The 15,627-nt window shown below is 66.2% G+C and carries 14 protein-coding genes; 1 reads left to right on the top strand and 13 read right to left on the bottom strand.

Annotated elements, in window-relative coordinates; translation table 11 throughout:
• Positions 1-18 precede the first annotated feature (18 nt).
• On the bottom strand, positions 19-360 hold the full coding sequence (locus H7K34_RS24515) for a hypothetical protein (RefSeq protein ID WP_108921349.1): 342 nt from the start codon (positions 358-360) through the stop codon (positions 19-21).
• A gap of 68 nt (positions 361-428) precedes the next feature.
• Complete coding sequence (locus tag H7K34_RS24510) at positions 429-1,586, bottom strand: LpqN/LpqT family lipoprotein (protein ID WP_264064575.1); 1,158 nt, start codon at positions 1,584-1,586, stop codon at positions 429-431.
• Between the two features lie 188 nt (positions 1,587-1,774).
• On the opposite strand from H7K34_RS24510, the gene leuS reads away from it, so the two are divergent.
• A complete protein-coding gene (leuS, locus tag H7K34_RS24505; protein WP_264064573.1) occupies positions 1,775-4,687 on the top strand; it encodes a leucine--tRNA ligase in 2,913 nt (970 codons plus the stop codon).
• A gap of 7 nt (positions 4,688-4,694) precedes the next feature.
• On the opposite strand, the gene H7K34_RS24500 is transcribed toward leuS, so the two are convergent.
• The 11 genes from H7K34_RS24500 to H7K34_RS24450 all read right to left on the bottom strand — a co-directional run bounded on the left by H7K34_RS24500 (position 4,695) and on the right by H7K34_RS24450 (position 15,540).
• A complete protein-coding gene (locus H7K34_RS24500; RefSeq protein WP_264064571.1) occupies positions 4,695-5,366 on the bottom strand; it encodes an SDR family oxidoreductase in 672 nt (223 codons plus the stop codon).
• 48 nt (positions 5,367-5,414) lie between these two features.
• A complete protein-coding gene (locus H7K34_RS24495) occupies positions 5,415-5,921 on the bottom strand; it encodes a MarR family winged helix-turn-helix transcriptional regulator (RefSeq protein ID WP_264064569.1) in 507 nt (168 codons plus the stop codon).
• 64 nt (positions 5,922-5,985) lie between these two features.
• Complete coding sequence (locus tag H7K34_RS24490) at positions 5,986-6,735, bottom strand: amino acid ABC transporter ATP-binding protein (protein ID WP_264064568.1); 750 nt, start codon at positions 6,733-6,735, stop codon at positions 5,986-5,988.
• On the bottom strand, positions 6,732-8,540 hold the full coding sequence (locus H7K34_RS24485) for an ABC transporter substrate-binding protein/permease (protein ID WP_264064567.1): 1,809 nt from the start codon (positions 8,538-8,540) through the stop codon (positions 6,732-6,734). Before H7K34_RS24485 ends, H7K34_RS24490 begins: the two co-directional genes overlap by 4 nt.
• A 51-nt stretch (positions 8,541-8,591) precedes the next feature.
• On the bottom strand, positions 8,592-9,332 hold the full coding sequence (locus tag H7K34_RS24480) for a GntR family transcriptional regulator (protein WP_264064566.1): 741 nt from the start codon (positions 9,330-9,332) through the stop codon (positions 8,592-8,594).
• A gap of 139 nt (positions 9,333-9,471) precedes the next feature.
• The gene (locus H7K34_RS24475) at positions 9,472-10,278 is read right to left on the bottom strand and encodes an LLM class F420-dependent oxidoreductase (protein WP_264064564.1); all 807 of its coding nucleotides are present in this window, start codon (positions 10,276-10,278) and stop codon (positions 9,472-9,474) included.
• A gap of 26 nt (positions 10,279-10,304) precedes the next feature.
• Complete coding sequence (locus tag H7K34_RS24470) at positions 10,305-11,219, bottom strand: alpha/beta fold hydrolase (protein ID WP_264064563.1); 915 nt, start codon at positions 11,217-11,219, stop codon at positions 10,305-10,307.
• 11 nt (positions 11,220-11,230) lie between these two features.
• Positions 11,231-12,439, bottom strand: coding sequence for a DUF1214 domain-containing protein (locus H7K34_RS24465; protein ID WP_264064859.1), 1,209 nt, complete (start codon positions 12,437-12,439; stop codon positions 11,231-11,233).
• A gap of 2 nt (positions 12,440-12,441) precedes the next feature.
• Positions 12,442-13,242, bottom strand: coding sequence for a sugar phosphate isomerase/epimerase family protein (locus H7K34_RS24460; protein WP_264064562.1), 801 nt, complete (start codon positions 13,240-13,242; stop codon positions 12,442-12,444).
• A 4-nt stretch (positions 13,243-13,246) separates the two neighbouring features.
• Positions 13,247-14,416: a sulfotransferase family protein gene (locus H7K34_RS24455; RefSeq protein ID WP_264064561.1), complete on the bottom strand. Its 1,170-nt coding sequence runs from the start codon at positions 14,414-14,416 to the stop codon at positions 13,247-13,249.
• Positions 14,413-15,540 carry an LLM class flavin-dependent oxidoreductase gene (locus H7K34_RS24450; protein WP_264064560.1) on the bottom strand — a complete coding sequence of 376 codons (1,128 nt, stop codon included), beginning with the start codon at positions 15,538-15,540 and terminating at the stop codon, positions 14,413-14,415. Before H7K34_RS24450 ends, H7K34_RS24455 begins: the two co-directional genes overlap by 4 nt.
• Positions 15,541-15,627: the final 87 nt, after the last annotated feature.

The following is a 15,627-nucleotide window of genomic DNA, read 5'->3' as shown; positions in this document are numbered from 1 at the left end:
AGCGCCGGCAGGAATTCCTCAGGAGCAGGACTGCGTGCAGGCGCTGCATTCGCCGGCACAACTCGGCGCCGCTGCCTCGCGGCGCAGCGCGAAGCGGGCGCTCTGCCATGAGCCGGTGGCCAGCGTGCCGAGGGCACCCGCAACGCAGACGATCAACACCACAAACGCGGTGTGCGCGGATGCGGCCAGCGCCACCACTCCGCCCGCGGTCAGCATCACCGCGGCCGCCAACTGCGTCGGCGCCATCGCGCGTAGCGCGAGCGCAGTGGCGTCGACGGCGTGGTTGTGGGAGAGCGACCACGTCCCGAACCCGGCGGAAGCGACCGCCGCACAAACACACACCACCCCAGCGATCAGCATTGCCTCACAATACGAGCCCGGTCACTGATCCGCGCGCCGGGCTCCGCAGCGCTTATGTCGGCGCCGAATTAGCGGCCGAGGTTGCTGAAGTTCGGCAGCGGCGGCAGCCCGGGCACCAGGGTCAACAAGTTGGGCATGGGCTGCGGGGCGGGCAGCTGATTGGGCACTGCCATCTGTGCGGGAAGCCGGGTCGGCGCGCCAACCGGTGCCTGCGCGGGAAGAGCGGCAGCAGGGGCGGGAACGGCGGCGGCAGCGGGGGCGGGAACGGCGGCGGGGGCGGGAACGGCGGCGGGAGCGGGCGCCTGCGCCGGAAGCCCGACGGCCGCAGCGGCCGGAGCCTGGGCGGGAGCAGCGGTGGGAGCCGGGGCGACGGCCCCGGGCGCGGCCACTCGGAAACCGCTGATGATGGCCTCGGTGGCGGGTGCGTCTCCGACGGCCACGGCCCGGTCGGTGGTCACCGAGAACGACACCAGATACGTGTCGTGGCCCGACGTCGCGAGCACGTGACGGCGCGAGGTGTTCAGTGTCACGTCGCCTTCGCGGTAAGTCCCCTCGATAACTGACGACGGGAATCCGTCGAAATCGGCCATCGACGCGTTGGTGGACTGCCAGGCCAATAGCTTCTGGCTGTCGACGTAGCCGTGCGAGATAGCTTCCTTGGGATCGAAATTGCCGACCAACTTGTAGACCACGACCTGCGCGTTTGATGTGTAGACGCTGCTGCCTTGCCGGTCAGCGATCACCGCGAACGCATCGGGCACATTGGGGTCGGGCACCTGGGTCCAGCGGGCCGGAACCGGCAGCGTGATGTCGAGCGCCTTGAATGCCTGCGGCTTCTGCGGCTCCAGCTTGACGCCCTTCGAACCGAAGTAGTCGCGCAGCGTTCCGGAGGCCGCCGGGGTGACTGCCTGCGGTGCCGGCGTAATCGCGGCAGCGTTAGGCGTCGCAGCCGGGGCGGCTGCGCTGTTGGGCACCGCGGGCGAGGCGCCGACGCTCGGCGGCGCGAACGGATTCGCCGACGGCGGGGTAGGGAGGAACCGGTTGCTGTTGGCCGTGCCCGGAGGTGCCGGGATGTATTGGCTCGGGGGCACCGGGACAATGGGGCCTGGCGGCACGGGAATGAGAGGATCGGCCGAAGCCGTAGCGCCCGAAAATAGGGCGAACCCGATCACACTGGCGGTGAACCCGCCTGCGACTACGCGCCAGGGGGCGGCGATCTGAGTCATCTCTGTCGGTCCTTCCGAATGGCTGGTCCACCAGCATCCGTACGTATAGAGGCCGACTGTAACCAGAGGTTAAACGCCCTGGACAGGGCCGAAATAGAGCTGGAATAAACCCCTGATCGACGCGCAACGCAACCTTTATCAACCTGTGGCCGGCGGGCGCGGCGAGTCGGCCCTTATACGCTGTTCACGTGACCGAATCGCCCACCGTCTCGTCGGGGAGCAACCCTGCGGGTGCCCAGCCGGAGTCCGACGCGCCGCCCTACCGTTACACCGCGGAGCTGGCCGGCCGGATTGAGGACACCTGGCAGGGCAACTGGGCGGAGCTCGAGACGTTCAATGTGCCCAACCCGGTCGGGTCATTGGCGCCGGCGGACGGTGCGCCGATACCTGACGACAAGTTGTTCGTGCAGGACATGTTCCCGTATCCATCAGGCGACGGGTTACACGTCGGGCACCCCCTGGGCTACATCGCGACCGACGTATATGCGCGCTATTTCCGGATGATCGGCCGTAATGTTTTGCACGCCTTAGGCTTTGATGCCTTCGGGCTGCCAGCCGAGCAGTATGCGGTGCAGACCGGGACGCATCCGCGCACCAGGACCGAGGCCAACATTGTCAACTTCCGCCGGCAGCTGGCCCGGCTGGGTCTGGGGCACGACGGTCGGCGATCCTTCTCGACCACCGACGTCGAGTTCTATAAGTGGACGCAATGGATCTTCCTGCAGATCTACAACGCGTGGTTCGACACCGAGGCCGCCAAGGCCCGTCCGATCACCGAGCTGATCGCCGAATTCGATTCCGGTGCCCGCCGTCTCGACGATGGCCGGGACTGGACGACGTTGTCGGCGGGCGAGCGCGCCGACGTGATCGACAGCCACCGGCTGGTTTATCGGGCCGACTCGATGGTGAACTGGTGCCCCGGGCTGGGCACCGTGCTGGCCAACGAAGAGGTCACCTCCGACGGACGCAGTGATCGCGGGAACTTCCCGGTATTTCGGAAACGGTTGCGGCAGTGGATGATGCGGATCACCGCTTACTCCGACAGGCTGCTCGATGACCTGGACTTGCTGGACTGGCCGGATCAAGTCAAAGCCATGCAACGCAACTGGATTGGCCGCTCCACCGGTGCCGAAGCGCTGTTCTCGACGACCACTGCCAATGGCGACGGAGCCGACTCACCAGTCGACATCGACGTGTTCACCACGCGCCCCGACACCTTGTTCGGTGCAACCTATCTGGTGCTGGCCCCCGAACATGATCTGGTGGACGACCTGATCGCCAGCGCCTGGCCGGACGGTGTCGACCGCAGTTGGACATACGGCGCCGCCACCCCGGCCGAAGCCGTCGCGGCCTATCGGCGCGCGATCGGCGCGAAGTCAGACCTTGAGCGCCAGGAGAGCAAGGAGAAGACTGGCGTCTTCCTGGGCAGTTATGCGACCAATCCGGCCAACGGTAAGCCGGTGCCGATCTTCATCGCCGACTATGTGTTGGTTGGGTACGGCACCGGGGCCATCATGGCGGTGCCCGGCCACGACCAGCGTGACTGGGACTTCGCCAACGCTTTGCACCTGCCAATCGTGGAAGTGATTGCTGGAGGCGATATTTCGGAGGCGGCCTACCCGGGCGACGGCGTGCTGGTGAACTCCGGATATCTCGACGGAATGGAAGTGATGGCGGCCAAGGAAGCCATCACCGCACGCCTGGAGTCCGAGGGCCGGGGCCGGGCGCGCGTCGAATTCAAGTTGCGTGACTGGCTTTTCGCTCGCCAACGGTATTGGGGCGAGCCGTTCCCTATCGTTTACGACAGCGACGGTCGCGCGCATCCGCTCAGCGAGGCTGCGCTACCGGTTGAGCTGCCCGACATCCCGGACTATTCGCCGGTGCTGTTCGATCCCGACGACGCCGATAGCGAGCCGTCGCCGCCGCTGGGCAAGGCAACCGACTGGGTGCACGTCGAGCTGGACCTCGGCGATGGCCTGCGACCCTACTCGCGCGATACCAACGTGATGCCGCAGTGGGCCGCCAGTTCCTGGTACGAACTGCGCTACACCGACCCGCACAACTCGGAGCGGTTCTGCGCCAAGGAGAACGAGGCGTATTGGATGGGCCCGCGACCGGCCGAGCATGGCCCGCAGGATCCCGGCGGCGTCGACCTGTACGTCGGCGGCGCCGAGCATGCGGTGCTGCACCTGCTGTATTGCCGGTTCTGGCACAAGGTGCTCTACGACCTCGGTCACGTCAGTTCCCGAGAGCCCTACCGCAGGCTGGTGAACCAGGGCTACATCCAGGCGTTCGCCTACACCGACGCCCGCGGCTCCTACGTTGCGGCCGAGCAGGTGAGCGAACGCGACGGCAAATTCTTCTATCCGGGGCCCGATGGTGAGATCGAGGTCTTTCAGGAATTCGGGAAAATCGGTAAGAGCCTCAAGAATTCGATATCTCCCGACGAGATCTGTGACGAATACGGCGCGGACACCCTGCGGGTGTACGAAATGTCGATGGGGCCACTGGAGGCGTCGCGGCCATGGGCAACCAAGGACGTGGTCGGCGCGTATCGATTCCTGCAGCGGGTGTGGCGACTAGTGGTCGACGAACGCACTGGCGAAACCCCGGTGACAGAACGCGAATTGGACACCGACACGCTGCGGGTATTGCACCGTACCATCGCGGGTGTAGCGGAAAACTATGCGGCCCTGCGAAATAACACCGCGGCGGCCAAGCTGATCGAGTACACCAACCACCTCACCAAAGCGCATCGCGACGCGGTGCCCCGGTCGGCCGTCGAGCCGCTGGTGCTGATGCTGGCACCGTTGGCCCCGCACATGGCCGAAGAGCTGTGGTCGCGGTTGGGGCACAGCACCTCGTTGGCCCACGGACCGTTCCCGCAAGCGGACTCCGCCTACCTCGTCGACGACACCGTCGAGTACCCGGTGCAGGTCAACGGCAAGGTGCGCGGCCGGGTGGTGGTCGCAGCCGACGCCGATGAGGACACGCTGAAAGCCGCGGCGCTGGGCGACGAAAATGTCCAGGCGTTCTTGGCCGGTGCCACGCCCCGCAAGGTGATCGTGGTCGCGGGCCGGTTGGTAAACCTGGTGGTGTGATCGGCGACTAACGCCGGCCCGGGCGCAGCACCACCTCATGGACGTGGCCGTCGCGCGGTGTCGTCACCGCCTGGACGACCGCCGCGGCGACGGTCTCGGGCCGCAAGAAGTTGGCGGCGTCGTACTCGCCGCCCTCGTACGCGATGAGCTCGCGCTGCATCTCGGTGTCGGTGCGGCCCGGAAATATCGTGGTGACCCGCAGGCTCGGCTCGTCGGCGCGCAGCGAGTCGGCGAAGGCGCGCAACGCGAATTTGCTAGCCGAATAGGATGCCATGCCCGGTGAAACCGCACGGCCGGCCCCGGAGTTGATGAACACCACCTGACCGTGGGCACTTCGCAGGGCGGGCAACAGCTCCAGCGTAAGAGCCACCGCGCCAAAGACATTCACGTTGAAGGTGGCGCGCCATTCGTCGACGTGCGACTCGGCGACCCGGCCGGGCAGCGACAGCCCCGCGTTATGTACCAGCACGTCGAGCTCGTCGACGACTTCGCATGCGGCCTCGATCTCGTCGATGTCGGTCAGGTCCAGTGGGAAGGTGGTGGCGCCGAGGCGTTCGGCGACGGCATCGAGCCGGTCGGAGGACCGACCGGCCAATAGCAGCGCATGCGTGGGGGCCAGCGCCGTGGCGATGGCGGAACCGATACCGCCGCCGGCACCAGTGATGAGTGCGGTTGGCATGTAGGTCAGTCTACGGACGTCACCAATGCCGTTGGAAAACAAGTACTTTCACGCGCGCTTGCGGGCGGGAGATTCCCCGCCTGCGGGGCCCGACGCCGGCTCGCCCGAGGCCAGGCGTTGCAGCGGCGCCAGTGCTTTGGTCAGCATGTCCACGTCGGACTCGGGGAGTTGGCTGAGCATCGCGGCCAAGGCAGCGTGCCGGTTGGCGAGTGACTCGGCGTGCACGGCCCGTCCCCGGGGGGTGATGTCGACCAGTACGGCGCGCAAGTCGGACGGGTCGCGGGAGCGCTTCACCAACCCGATCTTCTCCAGCCGCCGGATCGCCACGGTCGTGGTGGGGGTCCGGACCCGTTCGTGCGCGGCCAGGTCCGTCATCCGAATCGGCCCCTGATCGAGCAGAGTGACCAGGATCGACAGCTGTGCCAACGTCAATTCGCCGGCGACCACTCCGCTCGGGTCACCGCGGCGCAGTATCGAAAACAGTTTGGACAGCGCGCGGTGCAACCCTTCCGCAAGCTCGGTCACCTCGGCTGCGGTGGATTCGCTGTCCGCCATAAGTCGGCAGTCTAACCCGATATGGGTGGCGTACAAGGTAGCTACAGCGACTATTTCTAGCCCGTCAAAGCACTTGTGACAGGAATCGCTGCAGCCGCTCGGTCTCCGCGGCCTCGAATATGCGCTCTGGCGGGCCGGATTCCACGACTTTGCCCTGATCCATGAACACGACAGTGTCCGAAGCCGACCGGGCGAAACCCATTTCGTGAGTGACCACGATCATCGTCATCCCGCCGGCGCCAAGGTCGGCGATGAGCTGGAGAGCGCCCTTGACCATTTCCGGGTCCAGCGCGGAAGTCGCTTCGTCGAAGAACATCAGCTCCGGAGCCATGGCCAGTGCCCGGGCGATCGCCACCCGTTGCTGTTGGCCTCCGGACAGCATGCTGGGGCGGGCACCGGCCTTGTGCTTCAGGCCAACTCGCTCCAGCTGGGTCAGCGCGAGCTCCTGGGCGGCGTCCGCGGACAGGCCGCGCAACTTGCGCGGCCCCAGAGCGACGTTCTTGAGAATGCTCAGATGCGGGAACAGGTAGTAGTGCTGGAACACCATGCCGATGCGCTGGCGCAGCTCGTCGGGATCGTCGTCCAGCACCGAGCGCCCGTCGAGCAGGATGTCGCCACTATCGGGTTCGTGTAATCGATTCAGCGCGCGCAGCAGTGTCGACTTACCGGAGCCAGAAGGGCCGATGACGGCTACTGTGCTGCCCGCCGGGGCTTCGAATGTGACGCCGCGCAACACTCGTGTCCCGCCAAGGATCTTGTGAATATCCTTGGCTTCCAACGATACTGACGCTCGTGCTGCCGCACCGGCGGTCATATCATCCCCTGGCCGAGGGTGGAGGTGACCACCGTGGCCGGACCCTCTGACTCGTCGGTGGGGCTGCCGCGGCGAAGCCGGATGTCGATGTAGTTCACCAAATGCGTTAACGGAACAGTCAGTAACAAGTAGAAGAGGCCCGCCGCGACCAACGGTGACAAGTTACCGGTCTGCGCGTTGAGGTCGCGGCCTACCTGAAACAGCTCTCGTTGCTGGGCGACCAGTCCCAGGAAGTACACCAGTGCCGAGCCCTTCAACAACGCAATGAATTGATTGACCAGCGCCGGGAGCACTCGCCGGATGCCTTGTGGCACCACCACCAGCCGCATCGCGGCCGGATAACTGAATCCAAGTGCCCGTGCGGCTTCCAGCTGGCCGGCGTCGACGCTCTGGATTCCCGAACGCAGGATCTCACCGATGTACGCGGCGGCCATCAACCCCAGCGCGGCGATGCCCAACGGATACGGATTGTTGTTCGTCAGCCCGCCGACGAGCGGCCCGACGCCCATCCCGATGATGAGGATGATCACCACTTCGGGAAGACCCCGGAAGATATCGGTGTAAACCCGCGCGGGCCAGCGCAGCCAGCGCGACTGCGACATGCCGGCCATCGCCAGCCCCATGCCGAGCACTAGCCCGATCACGCTGGCGCTGACGGTCAGGATCAACGTGTTGGGCAGCCCCGTCGTCAGCAGAGCGGGGATCGCCTGCCGGTAGAGATCCCAGTCCAAAAACTGCTCGCGCAATTGTGCGAGCGCGGATTTCGGGGCCGGCGGGCCCTCCGACTTATGGTGATTGCCCGCGGCGATCGCGGCGAAGTCCGGCAGGTGCGGCGTCGGAGCTGCTTTGGATCCGGGTTTCCAGCCCGGCGGCAGCGGTCGCGGAACCCACTCGGAATACAGCTTCGCCCAGGTGCCGTCCGCGATGACAGCGTCCAGCCCGGAGTTCAGCGCGGCGATCAGCGGCGGGTTGTCGTTGGCGACCGCATAGGCGACGAAGTCACCCGGGGTGAAGGCATTCGCGACCACCACCGCCGGGTCGCCCGGCTTCATCAGATTGCCCGCCAGCGCCGCCGGCGCCACCCAGGCGTCGATCTGCTGTGTCTTGAGGCTGCCGTACACGGTGGCAAAGCCGGGATATTTCACCGGTTGCAGGTGCAGGTCGTCGACGACGTAGGACTCCTCGACGGTGCCTTGCACCACGCCGATTCGCTGTCCCGCGGCCAGGTCGCTGAAGTTCTTGATCGGCGAACCTGGTGGCACCACCAGCGCGTAGTAACCGAAGTCGTAGCCGTTGGTGAACCCGACGGTGCGACGCCGGGCGGGTGTGGCTTTCACCGACGACGAGCCGACGTCGAAGCGCCGCGACGCCACCTGAGCCAGCAGCGCGGAGAAGTCCGTGCTGGCGAAACGCACTTGCAGGCCCAGCTTTTTCGCGATGGCAACCAGCAGTTGATTGTCGAAGCCACTGAACGTGCCGGTGGCGTCGACGCAGATGGACGGCGGGGCATCCGACAGCGTGCCGACGTTCAGGACGCCGCGCGTACCCAGGCCCAACGCATCGACGTTCACCGCGCTGAGCGGCTCGACGGTCGGCGTCGTGTGGTCGTCGTCCCGGCCGACACCGCCGATGGTGCTCAAGTCTTTCGGTACCGGGGTCGCGCTCTCGGATCCGCCCGGGGCGCATTGATTTCTATCGGCGAGCGCGGGTCCGGCCAGCGCCAGGCCGCACACGATCAGAATTGTCGTGGCCAGTCCGAACAGCTTGGCGCCGCGCTTGGTACGCGGGCTTTCGCACGGATTCATTACCGCTACGGTATCGACCGAGCATCAACTCGGTGCGGTGAGAGTGCGGTTTTAGAGCGCCATCGACGGCTCGCCGCAGACCAACTCGGAGCCCGCCAGTATCCGTAGCGGCTCGGGAACAACCTGGCGCACGTCGTCGGGTGCGGCGAAAACTCTGCGCCGAAACAGTTCGGCCAGCATGGTCTGTGCCATCAGGTTGGCGCGGCCGACGCACGCCGCCCGTGCGGCTTCCGGATCGCGACGCTGGATCGCCGCTGTTTCGTCTTCGTAATAGGGCAGCGTGTCGTCGCGGTTGTTCTGGTAGCTCATCCAGAACGCGTGCGGGATCAGGTCTTGGGAGGCTCGGATGGTCGCGTGCAGTCGCGGCCCCGCGTACTCGTCGTTGACGGTGCGCCGGTACTCGGCGGTCAGTTCGGAAAAGACCCGGGAGTCCTTCGCGGTGCGCAGCGAGCGCATCAGCGCATCGAGCCGCCCGAGGATCCGCGGCGTCGGGTTGGTCGCGGCACGAGCCGAGGCAATCCCGTTGAGTAAGCCGTCGAGTTCGTGATGCTCGAGGACCGTGGCTTCGTCGAACCGCTCCACGAACGCACCCCGGTGATAGCGGGTCGACACGATGCCGTCGTGCTCGAGTTGGACCAGTGCCTCTTGAATCGGGACGCGACTGACCCCCAAGCCGAGTGCGATCTCGTTGCGGTCGACCCGGTCGCCGCTGCGCAGCTTCCCCGTCAGCACCAGGTTGAGGATGTGGTTAACAACCTGGTCCTTTTCTTTGACTCCGTATTTCTTCGGCATGAGTCTCTTTCAAGTCTGTTGCAGCTCCGCACCAGCGACCAGCGGTGGAAAGCCTCTCACGTATTTGCCCATTCGTTAAGGTGTTTGGCGGATGAATTGCAGGCGAACCCGAATTGACGGCGCTTGCCGGTTGTCGCGCTTACCGGTTGTCGCGCCAGCGGCACAATGCCTGCGCCGCGCTCAGGTCGTAGTCGGGACCATTGACGCCAACGGTCAGCAGCGTCACCCCCAACGCGGTAAGACCTTCGGCGTTGGCGATCAACCCGGCGATGCCTTCGCCGCGGCGCACGCCGCTGTTGTCCTCCACACCGGCTGACCTCTCGATGGTGGACGGATCGCGCCCCACGGCGGCGCAGTGCTCTGCCAGCACGGCCGCGGTGGCCGGATAGGTCTCGACGGTGGTGAAGCCGTGCCAGATGTCGCCGTATTCGGCGACCAGCCGCAGCGTCTTTCGCGGGCCCTTGCCACCGATCAGGATCGGGATGTCGCGGGTCGGCGGGGGATTGAGCTTGCTCAGCCGCGATGTGATCCGCGGGAATGCGGTCGCCAGGTCGTCCACGCGGCTGCCCGCGGTGCCGAATTCGTAGCCGTACTCGTCGTAGTCCTTTTCCTTCCAGCCCGACCCGATTCCCAGGATCAGCCGGCCCTCGGAAATGTGGTCGACGGTGCGCGCCATATCGGCCAGTAACTCCGGATTGCGGTACGAGTTACACGTCACCAAGGCGCCGAACTCGATACGCGATGTCTGCTCGGCCCAGGCCGCCAGCACCGTCCAGCATTCGAAATGCGCTCCGTCGGGATCACCGTAGAGCGGGAAGAAATGATCCCAGGTGAATGCGACGTCGACCCCGATGTCTTCGCAGCGGCGCACGGCGTCGCGGATGTGACGGTATTCGGGGGCGTGCTGAGGCTGCAGTTGTACACCGATGCGAACGGGACGGGTCATCAGACCACCGTAGGAGCCGCGGCCTTTCAGCGTGCGTCGAGTACCCCGCTCAACAGGTCGATCAACACTCGGGGCTGATCGCTTTGCACGGAGTGCCCGGCGTTCTGCACGACATGTGTCCGCCGGAAATACGTTGCCCGGCTGGCAAGTTCGGCGGCATCGTCGTCGGAGACGAATGGCGATGAGCCACCGCGGATCAGGGTGACGGGCGCGGTCAGCGCGTCGACGTCGTTCCACAAATCACCGAAGTCCGGGACTTTGCGAATGTTGTCGTAGCGCCATGACCAGCTGCCGTTGTCGAGTCGCCGCGAGTTGTGGAAGACGCCGCGTCGCAGCGCCTTGACCTCGCGGTGTGGTGCCGCGGCGACGGTGAGGTCCAACATCGCCTGAAAGCTTTCGAATTCGCGCTCGCCGGAGACCAGCGCGACCGTGCCTTGCTGCTCGGTGGTCATCTCGGCGTAGCGGTGCAACGCAGACGGGGTGACGTCGACGAGGACGAGCTCGCGCACCAGGTCCGGTGCTATCGCGCCCACCCGGATCCCGGTCAGCCCGCCCAGCGACATGCCGACGACCAGTTGGGCGTCGGGTGCGAAGTCGCGGAGCAAGGGCGCCACGGCGTCGGCGTTGTGCTGCGGCGAGTAGTCGCCGTCCTCGCGCCATCCGGAATGACCATGACCCGGCAGGTCCACCGCCAGTGCCGGCACGCCGAGCCCGACGATGACGGTGTCCCAGGTGTGGGCGTTCTGTCCGCCGCCGTGCAGAAAGACGATCCGCGGCGCAGCGGCGCCCCATCGCAGCGCGCTGACTCTGCCGTTCGGGGTATCGGCCTCGATCCGTTCGACGTCAGGCAGTGGGCCCGTGACGCCGGCCTGCTCGGCGTTCTCGGACAGCAGCGAGAACTCTGACAGCCCGTCCAGTTCGTCTTCGGAGATCTCGGTCACGATCTTTGACACTAGAGGACATAACGGCGCCGAATGCCGTGGAATCGCTCCCACATTGCGGCGCTGCGCTCCGCGGTGCTCACCGTGGTGGTGTCCGGCGGAAGCACGCGGGTGATGTCGTCGTGTTTGACCACTTGGGTGTCCAGCGCGGCGGGTTCGCCGTCCAGCATGTGGCGGTAGGTCAGGTTCCCGCGAGCGAAGCCCTGGGTGTCCAGCCAGTTGTGGACATTCGGATCACGATGCGCCATGACCAGACGGATGCGCCCGTCGCGGTCGGCTTTGGTGCGGCTCGGCGTGTAGCTCACCGGACGGTAAAGGTAGTCCATGCTGTTGAAGAAGACGCCCATGTTGGTGAACATCCACAGCCCGTCATGAGCCTCGAATTCGACGATCAGCGCTTCGTCGGCCGCCAGCTCCCAGTACATGTTGGCGGCGGCGCGGCCGCGCTTGCGGTCCGCTTCGGTAGCGCCGGTTCGCGGAAACGTGTTGGGGTGTTCGGCGTCGACACCGCCGTAGGTGAACGGAAACTCCGGCCAGTCAGACATCAGGCCGGTGACGAAATCGCCGGCCCATGCCATCGCCGCGGCCATGACCTCGGGGGAGGGCAGCGGTTTGGGGTCCGTCATATCGACCCGCTCGATCCGCAGCTGCGCCGGGAGTTCGCTCCAGCGGTCGAATCCCTGGCGAATGAACAGCTTTCGCGACTGCTCGGTGGTGGGCAGCCAGTTGGGGCCACGCTCGGGCCCGCCGATGTAGATCTCGAATTCGCCGTCCTCGCCGACGCAGAGCTGACCCCCGAACAGGTTGGCCTCCGGTGTGTCACCGAAGGGCTCATGCAGCACGCCGGGCCCGGGGACCCGTGCGCCCTGCACTGTGACGTTGAAAAACCTTGCGGTGCCGCGGCTGCCGGACAGCCGGTAGGTCGACTGCCCGTCGATCCAGGCCTGCTGATAGGTGAAGTCGGCGCAGTCGCCGCCGAGCTTGCGGGTCGGGCCGCTGAAGGTATGCAGCACCGGGTAGCGGGTATCGCGCGTCTCGAGCGACAAGTCGAAAGCCTGGCCCAGATTCTGCGTCAGGAAGCGGAAGGCGTCGGCCCGCTGCGCCCCCGACGTGGCGTTGGCGTCCTTGAAGACCTGCTCGCCCGCCCGCTGCAGCTGCGCGCAGAACTCGCTCCAAGCCGAGCGTAGCGCCGCGTCGTCCACACCGTCGCCGAAAGCCATTGTCACGCACCCAATCTGTCCAACATTGCCCCGACGACGGCACAGGCGCGCCGGGCGGATTCCAGCCGGCCCTGCTGCTCGATTCGGGGTCCGATCAGTTCCAAGTCGAACCCATGCGAGTAGCCCGCGGCAAGGGTTTGCGCGACGAATCCTTCGATCGGAATCACCCCGTCGCCCGGAACCGCCCGGCCGGGCAGTGCGCGATCGCCCAGTACGTAGTCGCTGAGCTGGATGAGTTCGGTTCGCGGCAGGGCTCGCTGCACCATCGCCTCGAAATCACCTTCCGCCCAGCAGTGAAACACGTCGATGCAGACACCCAGCCCGCTCATCTCTGCCAGCGCGACGGTGTCGCGCAGCGTATGCGCGAGATGCAGGTCGGCATACAGGCTCGACGCGTTCTCGACGGCGAGCGCCACCCCGGCCTGCTTGGCGTGCGGCACGCAGGGGGCGATCATCGCGGCGAACCGGTCGGCGGCCCGGTCCCAGGCCAGCGTGTCCCGGCCGCCGGTGAGCAGGTAGACCATGCGTGCCCGGGCACCTGCGGCGGCGTCGATCACCGGCAGCAGCGCATCCCGCGCGGCCTGCGGGTCGGTGGTCAGCCGGCCCCTGGCGAACAGGTGATAGATCGCCTCCACGGTGTAGTCGTTGCGCCGCAGTAGCTTTGCAAACTCGGGGTCGAGCAGCTGGCTGTCCAGGATGCTCAACCGGGATAGGCCCAGCGCGGCCCAGTGCTGTTCCAGCTCGGCCAGCGCGGCGCCGTAGAAGGTGACGCTGTGTACCGACAGACGCTGGTGGGCCGGCATCGTGTCAGCCCCGGTTCTCGACTGCGACGCCGAATCGCTCACGGAACGGCCGGAATTCCGCGTGCAACGCATCGGGGTCTTCCCCGATGTCGATCAACAGCTGGGTGGAGTAGCGAAACTTGCCGTAGCGGTCGCCGCGATTGGTGGCCAGGTAGGCGCGCATCGCGGATTCGGCTTCGGGGGTGACCTCGCGGCCGCAGAACCGGTAGTAGCGCCGCACGGTGCCGACCTGGTCGGCGATGAAGTCGGTGTAGCGGATGTGCAGAATGCGCGGATCGTCCACCATCGGGTTGCTCATCGTGTTGGCGATGCCGGCCCGTGTCAGCTCCAAATGCATTTTTGCCAGGGCGTGCAGGTCGACGGGGCCGACCATGCCTTCGGCGATATCAGCCATCATCATGGTGCGCGACGCCGCGACCTGAACCGGGTCGCGGTGCAGCCAGACCAGGGTGGCGTCGGGGTAGGCGCCGAACATCTCCTTGAGCCGGAAGCCGTGAAAACCCTTCAGCACCCAGTATTTTCGTGTCCGCCGAAATTGCAGCTGTTGCAGCATGGCCTTGTGCAGCCGGTACTGGGCCGCGGGATCGGCCGCCAGACCGCCGATCAGTGACTGCATCGGCACCCGCCACCAGGCCGTCGGTGTCATCACGCGAAAGTCGAACGCCCAGGTGCGCTCGTCCTCGGGTAAGCCGTTGCCCAGCATGTCGTTGTAGGGATGGCTGTGCAGCCATTTGGGCATCTTCTGGTTGATCTCGCGCCAGTCGGAGTCGGCCTGTTGGTGGCGGGGGTCGTCCGGGCCGGCCAGCCCCGGCGGCGGCGACGGGTACATCACCTCCCAGAATCGCAGCGCCCGCGCGTGCGGATCGACGGACATCAGAGCGTGCATCAGAGTTGTGCCGGAACGCGGTTCGCCGGTGACGAACATCGGCGCGTCGACCACTTCGTCGCCGATCGGGTAGCGGCTGCGGTCCTCGATGAGTTCCAGCCGTGACGTCAGCAACCAGTGGCACACCTGCGCCGCTTCGCGGGTGCCGTCGGCGTCCATGCCGATGCCGTTCAGATGGTCGACGGCGACGGCGAAGCGCTCGGGCAAGGTAGGGTCGCCGTAGTCGCTCAAGCCGGTCTGCGACTGCGCGGCACGCAGCAGCGTGGCGGCATCCAATCGGGCGTTCACGCCAGATCTCCGCACAGCCGCATCAGTTCGTTTTCTGCCGCAACGACATTGGCGGCCGACGAAGCGGCGTACGTCAGGCCGGCCATCGCGCCGTAGTCCAGAATCTTGGGCACCCGCAAACCCGCGTCCACATAAGTCTTGATGATCTCGGCGACCTCTCGGGGTGTGCCGTGCGGGACGACGGCGAGCAGCATTTCGGGCCGCACGTCGTCCAGGAACGCCAGGATTCGCTCGCGGGTGAGCACCGCGGGGTCGATGTCCTGGAACCCACGCCAGTTTGCGCCCATCGGGTGTTCAAAACCGAAGCCGCGCAAGACCTCTGCCGAGACCTGTAGTAGAAATGCCTTGACCAGCGGTGCCTGCAGAATCTCGGCCAGCGTGTCGTCGGTCGCGCCGATCAGGCACACCTGCATGAAGCCCGGCGTGATCGCCATCGGATCCCGGCCGGCTCGCTCGGCGGATGCCCTTACCGCCGAGAGCATTTCGGCGTAGTGCTCCGGGGTCCAGGCACCGGCGGGCCACCAGCCGTCGGCGTGACGGCCGGCGATGTCGAGCATCCGTGAGCCGCTGGCGCCGATCCAGATCTGCGGCACGCGGCCCGCATACGGCTCGGTGTCCAGGCGGGCGTGGTGCAGCGTGTAGAACTGCCCTTCGAAATCAACCGGCCCGTCGCTGTCCCAGAGCAGCCGGATCACCGTCAGCGCTTCCTCGAAGCGGCTGACCGGTCGCGAGAAGTCGAAGCCGTAGGGCAGCGTGTTCTCACTTTCGCCGCTGCCCAGGCCGAGGATGAATCGCCCCTTGGCGAGATGGTCGATCGTCAGCGCGGTCTGGGCCAGCGTGCTGGGGTGGCGCCGCACGGTGTCGACCACCGCGCTCACCAGCGGCACCCGCTCGGTCAGTACGGCGGCCGCGGCCGCTACCGCCAGGCCGTCGAGATGGCGGTGCGGCGACGGCGACGCGGTGGCTAGGTCGGTGAATTCGGGCGTCCAGATCGAGTCGGGCCAGAAGCTGACCATGTGATCGGGCAGCCAGATCGAGTGGTAGCGCCCGCCGTCGAGTTCGGCGAGGCGGGACATGTCGAGGGGCAGGGTGGTGCGCAGGAACGCGGCGGGCTGAACTTTCATCGACAGTGATGCTAAGCAACTGCACAGCATTGTGTCGATAGGCCGGCGGACACAGCTTTGAGTGTGAGGTCTGGGCCTCGAGGGTGC

The sequence above is a fragment of the Mycobacterium montefiorense genome, from assembly GCF_025823255.1.
Taxonomy (GTDB): Bacteria; Actinomycetota; Actinomycetes; order Mycobacteriales; family Mycobacteriaceae; genus Mycobacterium; species Mycobacterium montefiorense.
Note: the sequence above shows the minus strand (reverse complement) of the source record. Positions and strands in the feature narration are given on the sequence as shown.